The organism is Pseudomonas sp. GW822-FHT03F04, from assembly GCF_058801405.1.
Genome location: NZ_JBXANF010000005.1, coordinates 555,333 through 578,975 on the forward strand (window position 1 = coordinate 555,333; position 23,643 = coordinate 578,975).

Sequence of the window (23,643 nt, forward strand, 5' to 3'; positions counted from 1 at the left end):
AAAACGCAGGGATGGCTGTTCATGATTCGATTTTCACCCGTTAAATCCCCGTTGAGCCTAGCCTTGCTGCTGGCGATCAACACATTGCCGGCGATTGCCGCCGACAGCAGTGCTACAGAGCCGACCACCCAACTGCAACGGGTTGAAGTCACTGGTACCGCGATCCGCCGAGTCGATGCCGAAACAGCGGTGCCGGTCACCATCCTCCGGGTCGAAGAATTGCAGAGGCAAGGTGTGACGACCACAGAAGAGCTGGTCAATCGCATTTCTGCCAACCAGTCTTCCGTGGGCTCTGGACGTTCGGTGGGTTCGAGCAGCGGCGGGGCGTCTTACGCTGACCTGCGAGGCATTGGCCCGAACAAGACCCTGGTGTTGCTGAATGGTCGACGCTTGAGCAACAACGCGACCAACGCCATCAACGGCTCCGGCGTGGATCTCAATACCATCCCGTTCGCCGCCATCGACCGGGTTGAAGTGCTGCGCGACGGTGCTTCGGCGTTGTACGGCACCGATGCCATCGGCGGGGTGATCAACTTCATCACCAAGACCAGCCTCACCGAAGGTCAGATCAGCACCAACTACGACACGCCGACCCATTCCGGTGGCGGTGAAAGCCGCAACTTCAGCGGCAGTTGGGGTTTTGGAGATTTGCAGGACGATCGCTTCAACGTCTTCGGTGTTGTGAGTTACGACAAGCAGCAACGGCTGGCCGCCGAAGATCGCGCCTACACCTACAACTACCAGCCGGGGCGAGGGCTGGATTACACCTCCGGCACGGCGTCGCCGGCCAACTGGAGCCAGGGCAGCAACGCCACCAACCCATTGGCCGGTTCCGGTTGCAATGCACCGGGCCTGCTGTCGCGTAACGGTATCTGCCGCCAGAGCCTGTGGAATTACCTCGATCTGGTGCCGGAAACCGAAAAGACGTCGGCCTTCGCCAAAGCCACCGGCAAGCTGTCGGACGATCACAACGTCAGCCTCGAATACTTCTGGGCGCGCAACGAAAACCGCACCCAGATCGGCCCCGGTACGTTGATGGGCAATCAGGTCAATCCTGGTACTGCGTTTTATCCGGGCAACGGCATCACCCCGGGGCCGAGCGGTTTTGCCCTTGATCCAACGCAACCGGTAGACGTGAACTGGCGCGAAACCGCTGTCGGTGCTCGCCAGCATGAGGACGACAACACGGGTCAGCGCCTGCTGCTGAGCTTCGACGGCACGCTCGTCGGTTGGGACTACAACGTCGGTGCCTCGTACAACCAGAACAAAGTGGTCAATACCATCCGTAGCGGTTATGTGAACGACCGGGCTGTCAGCCAGGGCATTGCCAATGGCGTGATCAACCCGTTCGGCCCGCAGACGGCTGCAGGTTCCGCGTTGCTGGCGGCCAACGCGGTGGACGGCGATTACGGAACAGCTGTTGGCCGGGTGAAGGCGATTGATGGCCGTGTCAGCCGCGAGATTGGTGACTGGTTTGGCGCAGGCCCTTCGGCGCTGGCACTGGGTGGCGAGTACCGCAAGGAAGACTTCCATCAGGATTTCGCCCAGTTCGCGGCCGATGTGCAGAGCCTGGGCGTTGACCCCAATGCCAGCGTCACCGGGGACCGCAGCGTCTCGGCGCAGTACGCCGAGGTCAACGTGCCGGTGCTCGACAGCCTGGAACTGTCCGCCGCCGTGCGCCACGACAAATACAGCGATTTCGGCAGCACCACCAACCCGAAATACTCGTTCCGCTTCCAGCCGTTCAAGGAGCTGGTGGTTCGCGGCGCCTATAGTGAAGGTTTCCGCGCGCCGTCGCTGTATGAACTCTATAACCCGAACTTCACCACCTTCACCAACGCCAACTACAACGACCCGCGCCTGTGCGCCGGGGGTAATCCGAGCAATGGCGGGATCGCCAACCGAGACTGCGCCCAGCAGTTCAACCGGACCACGGGCGGTAACACGGACCTGAGCCCGGAGACGGCGCGCAACGTCACCCTCGGCTTCGTGTATCAGCCGTTCGATCGCCTGACCACCGGGCTGGATTTCTGGTGGATCAACATCGCCAACCAGATCGCCGAATTCCCTGAGTCGGCGGTGTTCGAAAACCCGGAACTGTACCCGGATCGTTTAATCCGCAAGCCTGATGGCTCCATCGATCACATCGTCACGGGACTGGCCAACCTGGGCAAGATCAAGACCAACGGCGTCGACGTGAGCTTCGACTATCGCCTGCCGAGCACGTCCTACGGCGATTTCGGCATCGGTCTGCAAGGGACCTATGTCAGTCGTTACGAGTATCAGCAGCAACTCAAGGGCGACTACATCGACAAACTCGGCGATTTTCGCGGCGGCGACTTTGCTTCGGCCGGTGCCGTGGCCCGCTGGCGTCACAGCCTGACCGGCAGCTGGAACTACGGCCCGTTCGGCGCAAGCCTGACCAACCGCTACACCAGCGGTTATCACGACTCGGATCGTGAGACCCACGACTATGTTGGCTCCTACAACGTCTGGGACGTGGCCGGTACCTACACCTGGCGCAAGACCCTGGCCGTGACGCTGGGGGTGAAGAACCTGTTCGACCGCGAGCCGCCATTCAGCAACCAGACCTACACGTTCCAGAGCGGCTACGACCCGAAGTACGGCGATCCGTTCGGGCGGACGCTGTTCACGCGGGTCAACTACAAGTTCTGAGAGTGACCAGTCGGTGCCGGTTTTAGTAACCGATCGTTCTAAAACCGGCCCTATAAAAAATGCCTGCCCGCTGCACATCAAAGGTAGGCAGGTACGCGGTTAAAGGATCTGCCCATGTTTTCCAGACTCACTTTGCTGGGCGTATGTCTTGTTCTGAGCCCGGCGATATTTGCGCAGCCTCAACATGCCCTCACGGTCTACGGCGAAGCTCCGAAGTACGCCCCGGACTTCCAGCACCTGGCCTACGCCAACCCCGACGCCCCCAAGGGCGGTAGCCTGCGGCGTTCTTCGCTGGAAAGCGGTCCGTTCGATCACCTGATTCCCTATGTCGAAAAAGGCACCGGCGTCGCCGAGATCGATGGCTGGCTCTACGCGCCACTGGCTTATCGCAGCAAGGATGAGCCCTACAGCGTCTACGGCCTGGTGGCGCAACGCATGGAACTGGACACGGATCGGCGCTGGGTGCGCTTCTATCTCAATCCAGCGGCGCGTTTCGATGACGGCACGCCGATCACGGCCGAGGACGTGCGCTACACCTTCGAGCTGTTCACCACACAGGGCAGCCTGAAGTATCGGCAGCAGTTTCGGGATGTCGCCGAAGTGCAGGTCGAGTCGCCAACCCAGGTGCGCTTCGTGTTCAAGAACAACGACAGCCGCACGTTGCCGCTGGATCTGGCGGTGCTGCCCGTGCTGCCCGAGCATTGGTGGCGCACCCGGGACTTTGCCGAAGGCGCTGGTTTCGAGATTCCGCCCGGCAGCGGCCCCTATCGGGTCAGTGCGGTGGATGCCGGTCGCAGTGTCAAATTCCAGCGGGTTCAGGACTGGTGGGGCAAGGATCTGCCAATCAGCCGCGGGCTCTACAACTTCGATCAGTTGAGTGTGGAGTTCTTCGCCGACACCGACGTATCGCGGCAAGTGCTCAAGGCCGGCGGCTTCGATTACAACCGCGAGTTCTCCGCCACCAGTTACACCATCGGTTATGCCGGCGCAGCGCTGGAGCAGGGCAAACTGTTACGCGAACACCTCGCTCCCGGTGCCGCTCAAGGCGCTCAGGGTTTCGTGTTCAACCTGCAGAAACCGATGTTTCAGGATCGCCGGGTGCGCCAAGCGATCGCCATGCTCTGGGATTTCGAATGGAGCAATCGGCAGATGATGCGCAGCATGTACCTGCGCCAGCGCAGTTACTTCTCCCACAGCGAGCTGTCAGCCACTGAATTGCCGGACGCCGAAGAACTGAAAATCCTCGAACCCTTGTGCGGCAAGATCCCCGATGAGGTGTTCAGTCAGGTGTTCGAGGCGCCGCGCACCGACGGCAGCGGCAACATCCGCGCGCAACAGTTGCAGGCGCTGAAACTGCTGGAGGCTGCCGGTTGGAAACCCCGTGGTGATCAGTTGGTCAACGCTGCCGGCGAGCCGCTGCAATTCACCTTTCTCAACGGCCAGAAAGGTTTCGAGCGCTTGTTGCTGCCGTTCAAACGCAACCTGGCGCAGATCGGCATCGGCTTCGATATTCGTCAGGTCGACACCGCGCAATACACCAACCGCGTGCGCAATCGCGACTACGACATGATCGTCGTCGGTTATCCGGTGAGCCAGGCACCAGGGCGCGAAATGTTCAATTACTTCGGCTCCGACGGCGCCGATGATCCGGGTTCCAACAACTACATGGTGCTGCGTGATCCGGCGGTGGATGCGTTGCTCGAAGGCGTGGTGCAGGCCGACAGCCGCGCGAGTCTGTTGCGCCATGCCCGTGCGCTGGACCGGGTGTTGCAGTGGGGCTACTACTGGATTCCCAACTATTACCCACCGGGTATTTCCACGGTGTGGTGGAACCGTTTCGGCCGGCCGGCGATTGCGCCGCTGTACGACGCTGGCCTGGATACCTGGTGGGAAATCAGTCCGACGGCGTTGACCGCCACTCAGGCGCAAAAACAGCAAAAGGAGTTGGCCCATGTGGGGTTATAGCCTGCGGCGTCTGCTGCTGATCGTGCCGACCTTGTTGGCGATTCTGTTGGTGAACTTCGTGATCGTGCAGGCTGCGCCCGGTGGTCCGGTCGAGCAAGCCATCGCCCGTTTGCAAGGGATCGGTGTTGGTGGGGCAGTGGGTGCAAGTCATGTCGAAACCATTGGCGGCGAGTCCCGCGCGACCCGTGGCCTGGACCCGAAACTGGTGGCCGATATCGAGCGTCAGTACGGGTTCGATAAACCCGCCAGCGAGCGCTTGTGGCTGATGCTCAAGAGCTACGCGCAGCTGGATTTCGGCAAGAGTTTCTTTCGTGGCGCGACGGTGACGGAATTGATCTGGCAGAAATTGCCGGTGACCTTGTCGCTGGGGCTGTGGGCGACGTTGATCACCTATCTGGTGTCGATCCCGCTGGGCATCCGCAAGGCCGTGCACAACGGTTCGGCGTTCGATGTCTGGAGCAGCGCGGCGATCATCATCGGTTACGCGATGCCGGGCTTTCTGTTCGCCCTGTTGTTGATCGTGGTGTTTGCCGGCGGCACGGCGCTGGACTGGTTTCCGGTGCGCGGGCTGGTCTCGGACAACTTCGCCGAGCTGACGCCGTGGGGCAAGGTGGCGGATTACTTCTGGCATCTGGTGTTGCCGGTCAGCGCGTTGGTGATCGGTGGATTCGCGACGCTGACGATCCTGACCAAGAACAGCTTCCTCAACGAGATCTCGCGGCTGTACGTGGTCACGGCCCGGGCCAAGGGGTTGAGTGAGCGACAGGTGTTGTACGGACACGTGTTTCGCAATGCGATGCTGTTGGTGGTCGCCGGGTTGCCTCAGGCGCTGGTGACCGTGTTCTTCGGCGGCTCGCTGCTGATCGAGGTGATTTTTTCCCTCGATGGCCTCGGGCGCCTCAGTTACGAGGCGGCAGTGTCGAGGGATTACCCGGTGGTGTTCGGTTCGCTGTTCATCTTCACCCTGTTCGGACTCTTGATAAAACTGCTCGGTGACCTGTGCTACACGCTGGTCGACCCGCGCATCGACTTCTCTGCGAGGACCGCCCGATGCTGACGTTATCTCCCATCGGACAGCGCCGTTGGGCGCGGTTCAAGGCTCATCGGCGCGGCTGGTGGTCGTTGTGGCTGTTTCTCGCACTCTTCGGATTGAGCCTTGGCGGCGAGCTGGTCGCCAACGACAAACCGCTGTTGGTGAGCTACCAGGGCGGTTGGTATTTTCCGGCGTTCAAGCGTTACACCGAACAGGACTTCGGCGGCGAGTTGCCGTTTCAGCCTGACTATCGCAGCGCCCAGGTTCGCGAGCTGATCGAGGGGCAGGGCGGGCGGATGTGGTTTGCGCCGATCCCCTTCGGTTTCGACACGGTCAATTACGACCTCACGGAACCGGCACCGAGCCCTCCCACCGGTGAGAACTGGCTGGGCACTGATGATCAGGCGCGGGATGTGCTGGCGCGGGTGATTTTCGGTACGCGGGTGTCACTGCTGTTTGCCTTGGCACTGACCGCGACCAGTGTGTTGATCGGCATCGCCGCCGGTGCGTTGCAGGGCTACTACGGCGGTTGGGTCGACTTGATCGGACAGCGTTTGCTGGAGGTCTGGTCGGGGCTGCCGGTGTTGTATCTGCTGATCATTCTGTCCGGGTTCGTCGAGCCGAATTTCTGGTGGTTGCTGGGCATCATGGCGCTGTTTTCCTGGCTGAGCCTGGTCGATGTGGTGCGCGCCGAGTTTCTGCGCAGCCGTGGGCTCGAGTACGTGAAAGCGGCGCGGGCACTGGGCGTCGGCGACGCGCAGGTGATCGTGCGGCACATTCTGCCCAACGCCATGAGCGCGACGCTGACGTACCTGCCGTTCATTCTCACCGGAGCCATCGCAACGTTGTCTGCGCTGGATTTTCTGGGCTTCGGCATGCCGGCGGGCAGTGCGTCGCTGGGTGAATTGATCGGTCAGGGCAAGACCAATCTGCAAGCGCCGTGGCTGGGCCTGACAGCGTTTTTTGCACTCGCGCTGATTCTTTCACTGCTCGTATTCATCGGCGAAGCGTGCCGTGATGCCTTCGACCCCAGGACTTGATATGCGTGAACATTTGATCGAAATACGCGACCTGCGGGTTGCCTTCAAAGGCCAGGAAGTGGTCCACGGCATCGATCTCGACATCCGTCCGGGTGAATGCCTGGCGCTGGTGGGGGAGTCCGGTTCCGGCAAGTCGGTGACGGCCCACAGCATCCTGCAACTGCTGGACCCGGCCATCACCCGCATTGACGGCAGCATTCGTTATGGCGGCGAAGAGTTGCTGGGCGTGCATGAGCGTTATCTGCGACAGCTGCGTGGTAACCGCATTGCGATGATTTTTCAGGAGCCGATGAGTTCGCTCAACCCGTTGCACAGCATCGAGCGACAACTCGGCGAAAGTCTGGCGCTGCACAAAGGTCTGGCAGGCGCGGCGGCGCGCAAACGGATTCTGGAGCTGTTGGAACTGGTGGGCATTCAACGCCCAAGTGAACGTCTGAAGGCTTATCCGCATCAGCTCTCCGGCGGGCAACGGCAGCGAGTGATGATCGCGATGGCACTGGCATGTGAGCCGCAATTGCTGATCGCCGATGAGCCGACCACCGCCCTCGATGTCACCGTGCAGCGCAAGATTCTTCTGTTGCTCAAAGAGCTGCAACAGCGACTGGGCATGGCGTTGCTGATCATCAGTCATGACTTGAATCTGGTGCGCACCATTGCCCAGCGTGTCGCGGTGATGCGCGGCGGCGAGATCGTCGAACAGGCTACTTGCGAGCAATTGTTCCGGGCACCGCAGCATCCCTACAGTATTGAATTGCTTAACGCCGAACCCGGCGGCATGGCGCTGTGTCGGGACAAGTCGGAGGAACTGTTGCAAGTGCGCGATCTCAACGTGCGCTTTCGACTCGGTGGCGGCTGGCTGCGCCCAAAGTCGTATCTGCATGCGGTCAACGGTATCGATCTGAGTCTGCAACGGGGTCGGACCCTGGGGATTGTCGGTGAGTCGGGCTCAGGCAAGTCCACCCTCGGCCAGGCGATCCTGCGGCTGATCGAGGCTGACGGCAGCATCCGTTTCGAAGGCACGGCGCTGGAAGGCCTGAGCGGAAAGCAGCTACGGCCGCTGCGCAAACGCCTGCAAGTGGTGTTTCAGGATCCGTTCGGCAGCCTCAGTCCGCGCTTGTGCGTGGAGCAGATCATCGCCGAGGGTTTGCAGGTGCACAGCGACATGAATGCGCGGGAACGTGAACAGGCCGTGATTGATGTCTTGCGGGAGGTGGGCCTCGATCCGGCGACACGTCATCGCTATCCCCACGAGTTTTCCGGCGGGCAACGACAACGCATCGCCATCGCCCGGGCGTTGGTGCTCAAGCCGGATCTGATCCTGCTCGACGAGCCGACGTCGGCGCTGGATCGCACGGTGCAGAAACAGATCGTCGCGCTGTTGCGCCGGTTACAGGAGGAACACGGTCTGACGTATCTGTTCATCAGTCATGACCTGGCGGTAGTGCGGGCACTGGCCCACGACCTGATCGTGATGAAGGATGGCGAGGTGGTGGAGCGAGGGGAAACGGGTGAGTTGTTCGGCTCGGCAAAACACCCGTATACGCGGGAGTTGCTGGCGGCTTCGTTTGCCGGTTCGAGCGCCTGAAACGACAAATCCCGCCACAGGGGCGGGATTTGTTTGCAGTCTGGCTGCCGACTTATGCCGGGAACAGCTCGGACAGTTTCATCGACAGCATCATGTCGCCTTCAACGCGCAGCTTGCCGCCCATGAAGGCTTGCATGCCGTCGGTTTCGCCGCTGACGATGCCTTTCAGGGTTTCGCTGTCCAGCACGAGCGTGCAGTTGGCGTCGGCGTTTTCGCCTTCCTGGATGTCGCAAGTGCCGTCTTTGACGATCAGGGCGTAGTGCTTGTCTTCGTCAGTGATGTTGAAACCGAAGATCAGATCCAGACCGGCAGCAGCGGCTGGGTTGAACTTGGCTTGCATTGCTTTTACGGCATCAGCTACGGAGGTCATGGTTCGATCCTTTTTGGTTGATTGCAGCAGGGTCACAGTAATCCGGACTCAGCGAAAAGTGATGAGTTCCGGGGCCTTCAGCAGTTGCAGGTGTGCATGACTGTTGAAGGAAGCCAGAGCCACCTCGCGACCGCGGAACTTCAGCTGGTTGAGCGAGGTGTTGACGATTTGCCAGTTCAGTTCAAAGGCCTGCCGTGCAGGCATTTGCGTAATCAGGTGGAGCAGGGCGGTGATGGTGCCGCCCGAGGTGAACACTGCGATTTTCTGGGTGTTGTCGGCCTGATCGAGTAGGCGGTTCAGCCCGGCCTGGACCCGTTCGACGAAGCCCAGCCAGCTTTCCAGCCCCGGCGTGTCGTAGGTGCCGGCCAGCCAGCGTTCGATGATCAGGGCGAAGATGCGCTGGAACTCGCCACGGTTCTGTGCGGCGTTGCGCAGGATCTCCAGCGCTTCGGGTTCTTCGGGCAGCATGGCCGGGAGCAGGGCGCGGATCACGGCGTCGGCGTCGAATTCGTTGAAGGCCGAATCGATTTCCAGAGCAGGGACCGGCAATCCGATGGCGGCGAACTGTTCCAGCGCGCTGTTGGCCGTGTGTTGCTGACGGCGCAGATCGCCCGACAGGCAGCGATCGAAGCTGACGCCGAGCTCGGCGAGGTGGCGGCCGAGGATCTCTGCCTGGCGTACACCGGTCGGCGACAGGACGTCATAGTCGTCTGCACCGAAGGAGGCCTGGCCATGTCGAATCAAGTAGATGCTGCCCACGTCCGCGTCATCCCGGTACGTTGAAGGTTGTGGCGAGGTTATGGGGATGGCGGAGAGCTGTCAATGAAAAAACATACGCTTGTTTGAAATGCCCGTTACAGGCCTGTTTCCAGAGGTTTCACGGCTGGCCGACGAAGCAGTGCATGGGTATGCTGGGGGTATCCCGCGCGTGTTAAGCAATTGCGCATCGTTTGAAGGAGTCACTGTGGAGTTTTTGACTGAATACGCCAGTTTCCTGGCCAAGACCGTGACACTGGTCATCGCGATTCTGGTGGTGCTGGCCAGTTTTGCTGCATTGCGCAGCAAGGGCCGACGCAAGTCTGCGGGCCAGTTGCAGGTCAACAAGCTCAATGATTTCTATAAAGGCCTGCGTGAGCGCCTGGAGCAGACCCTGCTCGACAAGGATCAGCTCAAGGCCTTGCGCAAGGGCGAGGCCAAGGCCGAGAAGAAACAGAAGAAGAACCCGGACGCCAAACCGCGGGTATTCGTGCTGGATTTCGATGGCGACATCAAGGCGTCGGCCACCGAAAGTCTGCGCCACGAAATCACCGCACTGCTGACCCTGGCTACACCGAAGGATGAAGTGGTCCTGCGTCTGGAGAGTGGCGGCGGCATGGTTCACAGCTATGGCCTGGCCTCGTCGCAACTGGCACGCATCCGTGAAGCCGGCGTGCCGTTGACCGTGTGCATCGACAAGGTCGCGGCGAGCGGCGGCTACATGATGGCCTGCATCGGCGAGAAGATCATCAGCGCGCCGTTTGCCATTCTTGGCTCGATCGGGGTGGTTGCGCAGCTGCCGAACGTCAATCGCCTGTTGAAAAAACATGACATCGATTTCGAAGTGCTGACCGCCGGCGAATACAAGCGCACCCTCACCGTGTTTGGCGAAAACACCGAGAAGGGCCGGGAGAAATTCCAGGAAGACCTGGACATCACCCATAAGCTGTTCAAGAACTTCGTCGCGCGTTATCGCCCACAGCTGGCGATCGACGAAGTGGCCACCGGTGAAGTCTGGCTCGGCATCGCGGCGCTGGAAAAGCAATTGGTGGATGAGCTCAAGACCAGTGACGAATACCTGGCCGAGCGGGCCAAACAGTCCGAGGTCTATCACCTGCACTATGCCGAACGCAAAAGCCTGCAGGAGCGTATCGGCATGGCGGCCAGCGGCTCGGTGGATCGCGTGTTGCTGAGCTGGTGGAGCCGGCTGACCCAGCAACGATTCTGGTAAGTGTTGCGTACGCTCGTGAGGTTTCAGCCTCGCGAGCGTGAAGCGCTTTTATCGTAAGTCAGTGCGGTATATAGATGTTTTATCGTCGCATAATGTTGTTATTTTAGTCGGCAATACATCAACTAATCGCGCTGTATTGAGTGTTGCTTCAACTTTATTCTGAATGTTCATTTCAGAATGAGAGTTGTTAAGCATGGAAGTTGAAAAGAATCAATCAAGTTTGCCCGTCATGACGCCAGCTCAACAAGGTGTCTTCTTTGAGTTGTATAAAAAGCGGATGCCCGCCTGGCTGCTTGAATCGTCAGAGGTCGCGCGCAATGGTCTCTATGAAAGTTTCAAGGCCAGTTTCAAATCACGCCATGCCGCGCTGGAAAAGCTGCGGACGTTAAAATCCCCACAGAGCTTTTGCACACCCCTTCTGGCCAAGGCCATGACTGAGAAACTGGGCGAACCCTTCGAAGTCGATGGGGCGATTTTTCAGCATGTGCGCTCGACGTCAAGTCTGTTGGGGCTGCGAAAGAAACTGGTGTTGCCGATCGATCGCGATCTGTTGACGGCGGCCTGTGAAAATTTCGAGTTGTCTGAAACCCTGGCCAGCAGCTATCACGAGAGCTCTTTGCTCTACGTTCCGCAGAAAGTAACGGGGCGGTCCAACCGGGTTTTGCCGATACAGCCCCATGAGTTCGCCAGACTTTGCCGATACCTGGATCTTGGCAAGCAATACCAGAAACATGTGGAAGGTTTTTTTGGCAGCGACACTCAACTCGCCAGTTTGCAGGAAACATCTGTCGCTTATTCCAGGGATCAATTCGATGTTGATCGGCATATCGCCTACATGCGTGGTCACATAAGCGCCGATGTTTATCAGATGCTCAAGTCGATCAAGAACTCGGAGTCCTCGATCAAACTGGGCAAAAACACGCTCGGCTATCAAAGTCTTGAAATGCTCGGTGTGCAACTTCGAGGCGCCATGTTCATCGGCCTGATCGACGAGCCAGAGGAAGACGATTACCGTTGTGTGATCTATATGCCGGGCGATCCTGATCACCCATTGAAAGAGTATGCGTCGTTCCAGAAATTCGAGCTTGAGCTGAGCGGGCGTTTACGCAATTCCGAGTTCCGACGTTTTTTCATGCGATTTCTCCCTATGCAAGATCGCTCACTTTTCCTGACCGGACTGAGTGTGCGGTTGTTGAATGTCAGGCCGAACCATTTTCCCATTACTTCGACCTATCTGCCGCTGACAGGCATCGATCTTGAAGGTGACGCAAAACGGGACCTGTTTCTGGCCATCTTCCAGCACCGCGCGGCGCAGGTGCGGGCCGACACTCGTTTGCTGGTGGTACCCACCGACGATGAGGATGAGAAAACCCGTCTGGCCAGGCTGGACACCTACAAAGCCATCGGACTGAATACGCTGTTGTTTTTTGTCTCCTTTGTGCCGGTGCTCGGTGAAGTCCTGTGCGCCGTTGCCGGGCTGCAATTGCTCGGCGAGATTTACGAGGGCATCGACAGCTGGGCTCACGGCGATCAGGAGCATGCCGCCGATTGTCTGTTTGACACCCTTGAGAACCTGATCCTCATGGCGAGCTTCGCCGCTGGCGGTGTGGCCACCGGCGAGGCCTATAGACTCGTACGCTCGTCGAGTTTCATGCAGGGGTTGCGGCGCGTCCCGGTTGGCGCGATGTCGCATCGACTTTGGAATCCGGACATGACGGCTTACCGTCATCGTGAATCCTTGCCGAGCAACCTTGCTGCCGACGCACAAGGGTTGGTCTGGCGCGCAGACAAGCGCTATTTGCCGCTGGGGCCCGATGCGTACGCGGTGCGTCCGGTAACCGGCACCGGCTTGTGGGAGGTGCATGACCCGCAGTTGCCCGAACGCTATTCACCTTTACTAGAGACCAACGGTGCGGGCGCCTGGCGTCACGATTCCGAGTTGCCTCACGAATGGAGCTCCTTGACCCTGTTCCGTCGTTTGGGATTCCGGGAAGAGAAGGTTTCAGATACTCGCGCGCTGCAAATCATCGCGGCCAGTGGCATCGATGAGGCGGTTATGCGGCAGCTGTTTGTCGAGCGCGGCAAGCCGATGGCGGCGCTGTCGGATTCTGTAAGGCGTTTTCGCGCAGATACTGACGTCGGGTTGTTCATGGAGCAGATGGCTTTACCGGCGTCTGCCCCCATGGCAGACGCCGATCTGCAGTTGTATTTGCTGACGGGGGCAGGTCGTTGGCCACGAGACATGGCAATTATTGTGGAGGACGTCACCGGCGACGAAGTGGCGCGCTATGGCGCAGGCAATGCGGCCCGTCAGGTGAAAATCAGTGAGGACCTGCTGAGCAAGGGACTGTTCCATAGACCACTGTTGGCAGCGCTCAATGACAGTGAACGTTTGCGTTTGCTGGGTTCGGTTACCGTGGAGCAGAAAAACCAGACGGCGCTACTGGCCAGTCACATTGCCGCGCTGGCACCGCGCATGCGCATGGCGATGATGGATCGGCTGTTCCGGCGAGCCGACATTTGCGAACTTTCCAGAAACGAGCCGATCGTCAAGGCATTTCCGGGACTTTCAGCCAGTGTTATCGACGAACTGGTGCAACATGCCGATGTACGCGAGTGGGAGCAACTGGAATCCGACACTGTACCGCTGCGCCTGGCCGAAGAGGCGCGGCGCTATCAGCAGATCCAGCGTCTGAACCGGGCCTATGAGGGGTTGTATCTGGACGCGGCCTGCGGGCGCGATCCCGACATGCTGATACTCGACACGTTGACCCATTTGCCTGGCTGGCCTGGCGATGTGTTTGTCGAAATTCTGGATTGGGGTGTGTATGCCGATCAGCGGGCAACCGTCGGCCCGAGTGACGCCGCGCACAAAGTGCTGATCGAAGCCTACGCCGAGCGCTATCAGGGCCAGGACACGCGTCACACGGTCATCTCCAGTCAGCCGACGCGCACCCGGGCGAATTTTTTCCAGACGTTGTGGGAAAGCTTGCCGGCCCACAGTCGCAAGGCCATCGGGGTCGACAAGGACATCGACGGCACTGGCTTGCGGCAGAAAATCACTGTATCGGCACTGCAGCGTCGCGAGGCATTTGCCAAGGTATTGGGAATTGAACCGATGAGCGCCGATTACCGTTCACCCATGGGCCTGGCGGATCGTCGGATCGAGCAAGCCTTCGTCCAGCAGTCGGCTCCTTCGAGTTCTGCATCGGGAACATCTCCCGTGCTCATACGTCGGGCACAGGAGCTGTATCCGGCCCAATCCCCCGCGCAGCTCAAACGTTTCGTGACCTCGCTGGGCACCGACGAAGTCCTGGTCATCAGATCGCTGGAGCGGCTGCGCGAGCAATACAGGACGATGGTCGAAACCCTGGAGCGCTGGACTCACCGCGATACGTATTATCAGGAAGAGGAGGGGCCGAGAATCAAGGTGCCTACCCATAGCAAGGCTCGGGCAATGCAAGCCATTTTGCGCGCCTGGCGCAAGGAAACCCGCCACTCCGTGCACTCGGGTCATCCGACCTACAGTCTGACATTCGATGCAGCGCCGCTGGGGGAAATACCGACCCTCGTTGGTGATTTTGCCCACATCACCGCTTTGGAGATGAGTGGCGTTGGCGCCAGTGCGGGTTTGAACACATTTTTGCGTAACTTTTCCGGATTGCGGGTGCTGAATCTGTCAGGGAACGGGTTGACGCGCATTCCTCTTGCGATCGGCGATATGCCGGCGCTGACCGGGCTGGATCTGAGCAATAACAGTATTCGCCTGACCGAGCGATCGATGCAGGAACTGGGCGGCAAGCAGCATTTGCGCACGCTGGACCTTGGGTTCAACTCGACTTTGGGGCAGACGCCTGATGTCAGTGCGATGCGCAGTTTGCGCCATCTGAACCTGCGTGACACCGGCATCAGCGAATGGCCCGGGAACACCGATGGGCTTGCGCATCTGGAGTCTCTCGATTTGCGCAACAACAGGATCGTCGATATCCCGTCGTCCGTGTTCACCTCCCGCGCGGTACTGAACCGGGGCACCACGATCGATGGCAACCCGCTGTCGGCGACAAGCCTGAAAGACATCGCTGCGTACCAGCAGTCACAAGGTATAAGCCTCGGCGTGATCACCACCGAATACACCCGCACTGTACGATTGGCGGGTGATCGTGAGGGGGCCGGGTGGGTCAACGGCCTGCCGGCGGTGGAGATCGGCCGGGCGAAGCAGGTGCTGTCATCGCTGTCGGCTGCGCGGGACTCCCGGGATTTTTTTGAAGTGCTCATGCAACTGCGTGAAACGGCCGATTACTCCCGAACCCGCGAACAGCTCGGGCAGCGGGTGTGGAATGTGCTGGAGGCGGCCTGCGAGGATGATTCGTTGCGTCGAGCGCTGTTTCGCATGGCCCGGTCAGGTTGGGTCAGTGCTCCCAATGTTGCGGGGCTGTTCAGCGATCTGGAGGTCAGGGTTCTGTGTTATCGGGCAGCGGCAGCGGCCCGCACCGGTACACAGACACTTGAAGGCGACCTGGTCCGTCTGTTGCGCGGGTTGTTCCGTTTGCAGCAGGTGGAAAAGCAAGCGTTGCTCGATATTGCGCGACGTTCCCGCTCAGGGACCTTCACTCAACGTCAGGCGCTGGATGTCAGCCTGATTTATCGAGTGAGACTGGCGCGGCGCCTGGCGTTGCCAGCACAACCCACAGAGCTGAATGTACCGTTGGATACCGAGGTGACCGACGCGCAGATCGATCACGCGTATCTGGAGGTCGTCAGGGCCGAGCAGACGGTGCTACTGACTGAGTCGGTCAGCAGACAGGAGTTCTGGGCGGAGTATTTGCTGACGACACGTCAGGATGCATTTATCAGCGTTTTCGATCGAAGTGCGCAAGCGTTTTCGCGATTGGAGGCACAGGTCGGGTTGTCTCGTGAGGCCGCCAGTCAGCAAATGACGACGATCTTCGACAACTTCAGAAATGAAAGCCTGGAACTGCGAAAACAACTGACCAGCGCGGCACTGGCGAGGCATCCGGGGCTGACTTTGCCGGTCACACCGGGGCCCAACAGGTTAGGAACGAGAGAGGGATAAGCAGAGCCCCCGAGCCCGCGTTTGCGGGCTCGGAGTACACGGTCAGCGGCGACGGAACAGTGGCAGCGGTTCGTCAGTGGCGGCCTGATAGGTCACCGAGAAGTCCTTGAGGCTTTCCAGGGCGTCGTACGGGTCTTTGTCCGCGCGCAAGGCGAAGGCATCGAAACCGCAACGGCGCATGTAGAACAGTTGGTCGCGCAGCACGTCGCCAATCGCCCGCAGTTCGCCTTTGAAACCGTAGCGGTCACGCAGCAGACGGGCGTTGGAGTAGTTGCGGCCATCGGTGAACGCCGGGAAGTTCAAGGCAATTACCTGGAACTCATTCACGTCGTCACCGATTTCCTCGGCTTCTTCGTCGGCGTCCAGCCAGACACCCAGACCGCCATCGCGGGCCTTGAGCATGCGGCTGTGTTCACGCCACAGTTGCAGCGGGACGATCAGGTCGTCGCAGTTGCTGATCTCGTCAATGTTGAAATCCTTGGGCAGCAGGTGCCAGGTTTCGTCGACGACCTCGTTGTTCTTAATGATTCGCTGCATAGACGCGTTCCTTGAAGAGGTCGATGCCAATACGCTGGTAGGTGTCGATGAAGCGCTCGTCTTCGGTACGTTGTTCCACGTACACGTCGATCAGCTTGGAGATCACATCCGGCATGTCGTCCTGGGCGAAGGACGGGCCGAGGATCTTGCCCAGGCTGGCGTCACGGCTGGCGCTGCCGCCGAGGGAGACCTGATAGAACTCCTCACCTTTCTTGTCCACCCCGAGGATGCCGATGTGGCCGACGTGGTGGTGACCGCAGGCGTTCATGCAGCCGGAGATGTTCAGGTCCAGCTCACCGATGTCGAACAGGTAGTCCAGGTCGTCGAAACGGCGCTGGATCGATTCGGCGATCGGGATCGACTTGGCGTTGGCCAGGGAGCAGAAATCACCGCCAGGGCAGCAGATGATGTCGGTCAGCAGGCCGATGTTCGGCGTAGCGAAACCACCTTCACGCAGTTCGCCCCACAGGGTGAACAACTGGCTCTGCTCGACGTCGGCCAGAATGATGTTCTGCTCGTGGGAGGTGCGCAGTTGACCGAAGCTGTAGCGGTCGGCCAGGTCGGCGACGGCGTCGAGCTGCTTGTCGGTGATGTCGCCCGGTGCAACGCCGGTCGGCTTCAGGGACAGCGTTACGGCTACATAGCCCGGCTTCTTGTGTGCCAGGGTATTGCGGGTGCGCCAGCGGGCGAAACCCGGGTGTTCCTTGTCGAGGGCGGCCAGTTCGGCGTCTTGATTGCTCAGCGCCTTGTAGTCCGGGTCGACGAAGTGTTTGGCGACGCGATGCAGTTCGGCTTCGGTCAGCGTTGTCTGGCCGCCGCGCAGGTGTTCCATCTCGGCATCGACTTTTTGGGCGAAGACTTCTGGAGTCAGCGCTTTGACGAGGATCTTGATCCGCGCCTTGTATTTGTTGTCGCGACGGCCGTAGCGGTTGTAGACCCGCAGGATCGCGTCGAGGTAGCTCAACAGATCCTGCCACGGCAAGAACTCGTTGATGAAGGCACCCACCACCGGAGTACGACCCAGACCGCCGCCGACCAGCACGCGGAAACCGAGTTCGCCAGCGGCGTTGTGGACCGGCTCAAGGCCGATGTCGTGGACTTCGATGGCCGCGCGGTCGGAGGTCGAACCGTTGACGGCGATCTTGAATTTACGTGGCAGGTAGGCGAATTCCGGGTGGAACGTGGTCCACTGACGAACGATTTCGCACCACGGACGCGGATCGATCAACTCGTCGAACGCAACACCGGCGAACTGGTCGGTGGTGACGTTGCGCAGGCAGTTGCCGCTGGTCTGGATCGCGTGCATCTGCACGGTGGCCAGTTCGGCGAGGATGTCCGGGATGTCTTCGAGTGCCGGCCAGTTGAACTGTACGTTCTGGCGGGTACTGATGTGGGCGTAGCCCTTGTCGTAGTCACGGGCAATCTTCGCCATCATGCGCATCTGACGCGAGGTCAGTTGGCCGTAAGGCACCGCCACCCGCAACATCGGCGCGAAACGCTGGATGTACAGGCCATTCTGCAGGCGCAGGGGGCGGAATTCTTCTTCGCTCAGCTCACCTGCCAGATAGCGTCGGGTCTGATCACGGAACTGCTTGACGCGGTCCTCGATGATCCGCTGATCGTACTCGTCGTATACGTACATATAAGTCCTGTTCTCAGGCTTTGGGCTACTCGGAAAACGCTGCGTTTTCGCTTGCTGGAGTCCGATGGTGCCTCTGCAATTACGCGCGCACGGCCGCGCACTCCCTAATGGAGCCGGGGCAATATACCCGTTTGCAGTTATGCGCAAAAGTGATGTTTGAGTATATGGAAAGAACCAAAACGACTAACGAGAATCACTGTTAACTAACCCACATTTGTCGTGCGGACAATCATCGTCTTAACTGTGGTCGAGTCTTTCTGCAATCACCGATAAAACCGACAAGAGGCGATGCAATGAGCAACCCAACCAAGGCAAGGAAAAGCGATAGCAGTGTCGATGCGTGGGCCATTCTGTTCCTGATCATTCTGGTCGTTGGAACAGCGGTGTTCTGGGTCAGTCATCAGTAAAACGACCCCTCCGGGCCCGCTTCCGACGATTGTCGGACAAAAAGCGGGATCAGGCGCTAATGGCCGGCGATTGAATGGCTATAATGCGCGGCCATTTTTCCCCGGGCCCGGATGCTTCATGTTCAAGTTTCTCCACATCAGTCTGCTTTTGCTGGGCATGGCCTTCGGGACCAGTGCGCGGGCGGAGTCCGTGCTGTTTCTGAATCCGGGCTCGACCCAGGAAGCGTTCTGGGTCAGTTACTCGCAATTCATGCAGGCCGCCGCTCGGGATCTTGGAATCGACCTGCACATCCTCTATGCCCAGCGCCAGCCCGAACTGACCCTGGCGCAGGCGCGACTGGCGTTGCAGGGGCCTGATCGCCCGGATTATCTGGTGTTCGTCAATGAACAGTACGTCGCGCCGCAGATTCTGCGCATGGCCAATGACAGTGGCGTGAAGCTCTTTATCGTCAATTCGGCACTGACGCCCAACCAGCAGGCGCTGGTGGCAGAGCGCGCGGATCGTATCGGTAGCCTGGTGCCCAACGATGAGGAGGGTGGTTACCTGATGATGAAGGAGCTGATTCGCCTGCATCCACCCGTGGCCCCCGGTGAAAACATCGATCTGCTGGCGTTTTCCGGCCTGAAGATCACGCCCTCGGCGCAACTGCGCGAAAAGGGCATGCAGCGGGCGCTGGCCGAGCATCCTCAGGTACGTTTGCGGCAACTGGTCTACGGCGGCTGGACGCAACAACGTGCCTACGAGCAGGCGAAGCAATTGTTGGTCCGATATCCAAAAGTGTCTTTGGTGTGGGCGGCCAACGATGAAATGGCCTTCGGCGCGATGCGCGCCGTTTCAGAGGCCGGCAAAGTGCCGGGCAAGGACGTGTTGTTCAGCGCGGTCAATACCTCGCCCGAAGCTTTGCAGGCCATGGTTGACGGTCGCCTGAGCGCGTTGCTCGGCGGGCATTTCACTCTCGGTGGCTGGGCGCTTGTCGAACTGCATGATCACGCGCAAGGCGTCGATCTGAATCAGTACGGCGGTCGTGACCGGCAGATTCCATTGTTGCAACTGATCGACAGAGATCATGCCCGCCGAATGCTGGCCATGGGCACTGCGCCGGACTACGGCGTGCATTTTCGCAAGCTCTCGGCGAAGGGCCGTCCGGTTTCGTATCGCTATCCGTTCAACCTGCAAACCCTGATGCACTGACGCCGGTCACGCGCCTGCCAGATGCACCACCAGTTGCACGATGCCAAACAGCGTCAGGGCGAACACCGCCGTGAACGCAATGCCCAGGAAGATGAAGTGGCTGGGCTTTCCATGGGTGAAGTCCCTTGCCCGGTTCTTGCCGCTCTGCACCCCGAACGCCGCCGCCATGACGCTTTGCAGCATCTGCCAGAAGGTCGGTGGCTTGTTGTCGACTGGATCGTCCATAAATCCCTCGTCTGCCGTGTGTGTCAGACAAGCATAGCCAACCCTTTCCGGGGTGCAGAAATACCTGTGGGAGCCAATAGGCTCCCACAGGGTGTCGCGTGTCGCGTGAAGCTGGATCAGTTGTCGTAACCCAGGTTCGGCGCCAGCCAACGCTCGGTCAGGCTCAGTTCCTGGCCTTTGCGCGAGGTGTAGCTCTGCACCTGATCCTTGTCGACCTTGCCCACGGCGAAGTACTGCGCCTGCGGATGCGCGAAATACCAGCCGCTGACCGCCGCTGCCGGGAACATCGCGTAGTGCTCGGTGAGGAACACACCGCTGCGGCCGGCGCGCATTTCCTGGGCCTCAGGGTCGAGCAGGGCGAACAGCGTGGCCTTCTCGGTGTGATCCGGGCACGCCGGGTAGCCCGGGGCAGGGCGGATGCCGGAATACTGCTCTTTGATCAGTGCTTCGTTGTCGAGAACTTCATCCTTGGCGTAACCCCAGTGCTCTTTACGTACCTGCTGGTGCAGCCATTCGGCACAGGCTTCGGCCAGACGGTCCGCCAATGCCTTGACCATGATCGAGTTGTAGTCGTCGCCAGCGTCCTGATAGGCCTTGGCCACTTCTTCGGCGCCGATCCCGGCGGTGGTGATGAAACCACCGACGTAGTCAGTCACTTCGCTGTCCTTCGGCGCGACGAAGTCGGCGAGCGAGAAGTTCGGCTTGCCGTCGGTCTTGATGATCTGCTGGCGCAGGTGATGCAGGCGCGCCATCGGCTTGCCGTCATCGCCGTACAGCTCGATATCGTCGTCATGCACCTGATTGGCTGGCCAGAAGCCGAACACCGCACGGGCGCTGATCAGCTTCTCGTCGATCAGCTTGGTCAGCATTTCGCGGGCGTCCTTGTACAGCGAGGTTGCGGCCTCACCGACCACTTCGTCTTCGAGGATGCGCGGGAACTTGCCGGCCAGGTCCCAGGAGATGAAGAACGGCGTCCAGTCGATGTACTCGGCCAGGACGTTGAGGTCGATGTTGTCCAGCACACGGCTGCCGGTGAACGTCGGTTTGACCGGGGTGTAAGTGGCCCAGTCGAACTGCGGTTTTTTCGCGATCGATGCGGCGTAGCTCAGGCGTTCGGTACGGGCGCTGCGGTTGGCGGTGCGCTCGCGGACTTCGACGTACTCTTCGCGGGTCTTCTCGACGAAACCGGCCTTCAGCTCCTTGGATAACAACTGCGTCGCCACGCCCACGGCGCGGGAGGCGTCGGTGACGTAGACCACCGCATCGTTGCTGTACTTCGGCTCGATTTTCACCGCCGTGTGCGCCTTGGAGGTGGTCGCGCCGCCGATCATCAGCGGCAGGTGGAAGTCCTGGCGCTGCATCTCGCGGGCCACGTGGACCATTTCATCCAGCGACGGGGTGATCAGGCCGGACAGGCCGATGATGTCGCACTTCTGTTCCTTGGCCACTTGCAGGATCTTCTCGGCTGGTACCATCACGCCGAGGTCGACGATGTCGTAGCCGTTGCAACCCAGTACCACGCCGACAATGTTCTTGCCGATGTCATGCACGTCACCTTTTACGGTGGCCATGAGGATCTTGCCCTTGGCTTCCGGCTTGTCGCCTTTTTCCAGTTCGATGAACGGGATCAGGTGGGCCACGGCCTGCTTCATCACGCGGGCGGACTTAACCACCTGCGGCAGGAACATTTTGCCGGCGCCGAACAGGTCGCCGACGATGTTCATGCCGGACATCAGCGGGCCTTCGATCACTTCGATCGGACGGGCGAAGGACTGACGGGACTCTTCGGTGTCTTCGACGATGTGGGTGGTGATGCCCTTGACCAGTGCATGTTCCAGACGCTTGTTGACGTCCCAGCTGCGCCATTCTTCGGTCTCGGCTTCCTTGACGCTGCCGTCACCCTTGTACTTGTCGGCGATGGCGAGGAGGGCGTCGGTGCCTTCCGGCGTGCGGTTGAGGATCACGTCTTCAACGGCGTCGCGCAGTTCCTGCGGGATCTGGTCGTAGATTTCCAGCTGACCGGCGTTGACAATACCCATGGTCAGGCCCGCGCGGATCGCGTACAGCAGGAACACCGAGTGGATCGCCTCGCGCACCGGGTTGTTGCCACGGAACGAGAACGATACGTTGGACACGCCGCCGGAAGTCAGTGCGTACGGCAGTTCGTCACGGATGTAGGCACAGGCGTTGATGAAGTCCACAGCGTAGTTGTTGTGTTCTTCGATACCGGTGGCCACGGCGAAGATGTTCGGGTCGAAGATGATGTCTTCCGGCGGGAAGCCGACTTCGTTGACCAAAATGTCGTAGGAGCGTTTGCAGATTTCTTTCTTGCGCGCCTCGGTGTCGGCCTGGCCGGCTTCGTCGAACGCCATCACCACCACGGCAGCGCCGTAGCGTTTGCACAGTTTGGCGTGGTGGATGAACTGCTCGACGCCTTCTTTCATGCTGATCGAGTTGACGATGCCCTTGCCCTGAATGCACTTCAGGCCCGCTTCGATCACGTCCCATTTCGAGGAGTCGATCATGATCGGTACGCGGGAGATGTCCGGCTCGCCGGCAATCAGATTGAGGAAGGTCACCATGGCCTTCTTCGAATCGAGCATCCCTTCGTCCATGTTGATGTCGATCACCTGGGCGCCGGCCTCGACCTGCTGCAGGGCGACTTCCAGGGCTTCGGTGTAGTTGTCTTCACGGATCAGACGGGCGAATTTTGCGGAACCGGTGATGTTGGTCCGCTCGCCGACGTTGACGAACAGCGAGCTGCGATCGATGGTGAACGGCTCCAGACCCGACAGGCGGCAGGCCTTGGGAATGTCCGGAATCTGCCGTGGCGCGTAGCCGGCAACGGCTTTGGCGATGGCTTCGATGTGCCCCGGGGTGGTGCCGCAGCAACCACCGACGATGTTGAGGAAACCGCTCTGGGCGAATTCTTCGATGACTTTGGCGGTGTCCACCGGCAACTCGTCGTACTCGCCGAATTCGTTCGGCAGGCCGGCGTTCGGGTGCGCCGAAACGTGGGTGCTGGCCTTGTCCGACAGCTCCTCCAGGTACGGACGCAGTTCACGGGCGCCGAGTGCGCAGTTCAGACCGACCGAAATCGGCTTGGCGTGGGCCACGGAGTTCCAGAAGGCTTCGGTGGTCTGGCCCGACAGGGTGCGGCCGGAGGCGTCGGTGATGGTGCCGGAAATCATGATCGGCAGTTCGATGTGCAACTCTTCGAACACGCCTTGCACGGCGAAGATCGCCGCTTTGGCGTTGAGGGTGTCGAAGATGGTTTCGATCAAAATCAGGTCGGCGCCGCCCTCGATCAGGCCTTTGGTGGCTTCGGTGTAGTTTTCCACCAGCTCATCGAAGGTGACGTTGCGATAGCCCGGGTTGTTGACGTCCGGCGACAGCGAGCAGGTGCGGCTGGTCGGGCCGAGCACGCCGGCGACGAAGCGCGGCTTGTCCGGGTTCTCGGCGGTCTTGGCGTCGGCGACCTTGCGCGCCAGTCGTGCGCCTTCTACGTTGAGTTCGTAGGCCAGCTCTTCCATGCCGTAATCGGCCATGGAAATGCGGGTGGCGTTGAAGGTGTTGGTTTCCAGGATGTCGGCGCCGGCATCCAGGTAGGCTTTCTCGATGCCGCCGATCACGTCGGGACGGGTAATGACCAGCAGGTCGTTGTTGCCCTTGACGTCGCTCGGCCAGTCGGCGAAACGCTTGCCGCGATAATCCTGCTCTTCGAGCTTGTAGCTCTGGATCATCGTGCCCATACCGCCATCGAGTATCAGGATGCGCTCTTTGAGGGCTTGCTTGAGAGCTTGAAGGCGGACGCTGCGATCGGACATTGGGACTACTCGAAAAAGACCATGACGAAGGAGCGGGATCATAACAAACCTGTGCGGATTTAGAGCATGCGGCACTTTTGCAT

Annotated in this window: 14 protein-coding genes; 8 read left to right on the top strand and 6 right to left on the bottom strand. The window is 60.0% G+C overall.

All coding sequences use genetic code 11. From position 1 onward, the window contains the following. Positions 1-21 precede the first annotated feature (21 nt). From AC1RMX_RS14930 to AC1RMX_RS14950, 5 genes are all read left to right on the top strand, one after another. Positions 22-2,676, top strand: coding sequence for a TonB-dependent receptor (locus AC1RMX_RS14930; RefSeq protein ID WP_493072463.1), 2,655 nt, complete (start codon positions 22-24; stop codon positions 2,674-2,676). A 114-nt stretch (positions 2,677-2,790) separates the two neighbouring features. Continuing rightward, positions 2,791-4,641, top strand: a complete 1,851-nt coding sequence (locus AC1RMX_RS14935; RefSeq protein WP_493072464.1) for an extracellular solute-binding protein — start codon at positions 2,791-2,793, stop codon at positions 4,639-4,641. After that, on the top strand, positions 4,628-5,698 hold the full coding sequence (locus AC1RMX_RS14940; RefSeq protein ID WP_192558157.1) for a microcin C ABC transporter permease YejB: 1,071 nt from the start codon (positions 4,628-4,630) through the stop codon (positions 5,696-5,698). The genes AC1RMX_RS14935 and AC1RMX_RS14940 overlap by 14 nt, the downstream gene beginning before the upstream one ends. Beyond that, positions 5,692-6,714 (top strand): ABC transporter permease, encoded by a 1,023-nt coding sequence (locus AC1RMX_RS14945; RefSeq protein WP_493072465.1) that lies wholly within the window; start codon positions 5,692-5,694, stop codon positions 6,712-6,714. The genes AC1RMX_RS14940 and AC1RMX_RS14945 overlap by 7 nt, the downstream gene beginning before the upstream one ends. 1 nt (position 6,715) lies before the next feature. Next, complete coding sequence (locus tag AC1RMX_RS14950; protein ID WP_493072466.1) at positions 6,716-8,299, top strand: ABC transporter ATP-binding protein; 1,584 nt, start codon at positions 6,716-6,718, stop codon at positions 8,297-8,299. 52 nt (positions 8,300-8,351) lie between these two features. Here the strand turns inward: AC1RMX_RS14950 and AC1RMX_RS14955 are convergent, their stop codons facing one another. Both AC1RMX_RS14955 and AC1RMX_RS14960 read right to left on the bottom strand, forming a co-directional pair. Beyond that, complete coding sequence (locus AC1RMX_RS14955; RefSeq protein ID WP_085730743.1) at positions 8,352-8,669, bottom strand: SCP2 sterol-binding domain-containing protein; 318 nt, start codon at positions 8,667-8,669, stop codon at positions 8,352-8,354. 48 nt (positions 8,670-8,717) lie between these two features. Next, entirely contained in the window at positions 8,718-9,428 is a 711-nt protein-coding gene (locus AC1RMX_RS14960) for a histidine phosphatase family protein (protein WP_096819967.1), read from the bottom strand. A 205-nt stretch (positions 9,429-9,633) separates the two neighbouring features. Here AC1RMX_RS14960 and sohB point away from each other — a divergent pair, with 205 nt between their 5' ends. Continuing rightward, entirely contained in the window at positions 9,634-10,656 is a 1,023-nt protein-coding gene (gene sohB, locus AC1RMX_RS14965) for a protease SohB (protein WP_096819966.1), read from the top strand. 193 nt (positions 10,657-10,849) lie between these two features. Further along, positions 10,850-15,730 (top strand): dermonecrotic toxin domain-containing protein, encoded by a 4,881-nt coding sequence (locus tag AC1RMX_RS14970; protein WP_493072467.1) that lies wholly within the window; start codon positions 10,850-10,852, stop codon positions 15,728-15,730. 42 nt (positions 15,731-15,772) lie between these two features. Here AC1RMX_RS14970 and AC1RMX_RS14975 read toward each other — a convergent pair whose 3' ends face one another. Next, on the bottom strand, positions 15,773-16,267 hold the full coding sequence (locus AC1RMX_RS14975) for a DUF934 domain-containing protein (RefSeq protein WP_096819964.1): 495 nt from the start codon (positions 16,265-16,267) through the stop codon (positions 15,773-15,775). After that, the gene (locus AC1RMX_RS14980; protein WP_096819963.1) at positions 16,251-17,909 is read right to left on the bottom strand and encodes a nitrite/sulfite reductase; all 1,659 of its coding nucleotides are present in this window, start codon (positions 17,907-17,909) and stop codon (positions 16,251-16,253) included. Before AC1RMX_RS14980 ends, AC1RMX_RS14975 begins: the two co-directional genes overlap by 17 nt. A gap of 525 nt (positions 17,910-18,434) precedes the next feature. Between AC1RMX_RS14980 and AC1RMX_RS14985 the strand changes: the two genes are divergently transcribed. Further along, entirely contained in the window at positions 18,435-19,508 is a 1,074-nt protein-coding gene (locus AC1RMX_RS14985) for an ABC transporter substrate-binding protein (RefSeq protein ID WP_096819962.1), read from the top strand. Positions 19,509-19,514: 6 nt separating this feature from the next. Here AC1RMX_RS14985 and AC1RMX_RS14990 read toward each other — a convergent pair whose 3' ends face one another. Next, entirely contained in the window at positions 19,515-19,733 is a 219-nt protein-coding gene (locus tag AC1RMX_RS14990; RefSeq protein WP_096819961.1) for a DUF2970 domain-containing protein, read from the bottom strand. 116 nt (positions 19,734-19,849) lie between these two features. After that, on the bottom strand, positions 19,850-23,560 hold the full coding sequence (gene metH / locus AC1RMX_RS14995; RefSeq protein WP_096819960.1) for a methionine synthase: 3,711 nt from the start codon (positions 23,558-23,560) through the stop codon (positions 19,850-19,852). Positions 23,561-23,643: the final 83 nt, after the last annotated feature.

What these genes read in the sequence shown, in the direction of transcription:
- AC1RMX_RS14935 (WP_493072464.1), top strand. Translation starts at nt 2,791, where the DNA reads ATGTTTTCCAGACTCACTTTGCTGGGCGTATGTCTTGTTCTGAGCCCG.
- AC1RMX_RS14985 (WP_096819962.1), top strand. Translation starts at nt 18,435, where the DNA reads ATGTTCAAGTTTCTCCACATCAGTCTGCTTTTGCTGGGCATGGCCTTC.
- AC1RMX_RS14970 (WP_493072467.1), top strand. Translation starts at nt 10,850, where the DNA reads ATGGAAGTTGAAAAGAATCAATCAAGTTTGCCCGTCATGACGCCAGCT.
- AC1RMX_RS14990 (WP_096819961.1), bottom strand. Translation starts at nt 19,733, where the DNA reads ATGGACGATCCAGTCGACAACAAGCCACCGACCTTCTGGCAGATGCTG.
- AC1RMX_RS14930 (WP_493072463.1), top strand. Translation starts at nt 22, where the DNA reads ATGATTCGATTTTCACCCGTTAAATCCCCGTTGAGCCTAGCCTTGCTG.
- AC1RMX_RS14940 (WP_192558157.1), top strand. Translation starts at nt 4,628, where the DNA reads ATGTGGGGTTATAGCCTGCGGCGTCTGCTGCTGATCGTGCCGACCTTG.
- AC1RMX_RS14955 (WP_085730743.1), bottom strand. Translation starts at nt 8,669, where the DNA reads ATGACCTCCGTAGCTGATGCCGTAAAAGCAATGCAAGCCAAGTTCAAC.
- AC1RMX_RS14950 (WP_493072466.1), top strand. Translation starts at nt 6,716, where the DNA reads ATGCGTGAACATTTGATCGAAATACGCGACCTGCGGGTTGCCTTCAAA.
- AC1RMX_RS14975 (WP_096819964.1), bottom strand. Translation starts at nt 16,267, where the DNA reads ATGCAGCGAATCATTAAGAACAACGAGGTCGTCGACGAAACCTGGCAC.
- metH (WP_096819960.1), bottom strand. Translation starts at nt 23,560, where the DNA reads ATGTCCGATCGCAGCGTCCGCCTTCAAGCTCTCAAGCAAGCCCTCAAA.
- AC1RMX_RS14980 (WP_096819963.1), bottom strand. Translation starts at nt 17,909, where the DNA reads ATGTACGTATACGACGAGTACGATCAGCGGATCATCGAGGACCGCGTC.
- AC1RMX_RS14945 (WP_493072465.1), top strand. Translation starts at nt 5,692, where the DNA reads ATGCTGACGTTATCTCCCATCGGACAGCGCCGTTGGGCGCGGTTCAAG.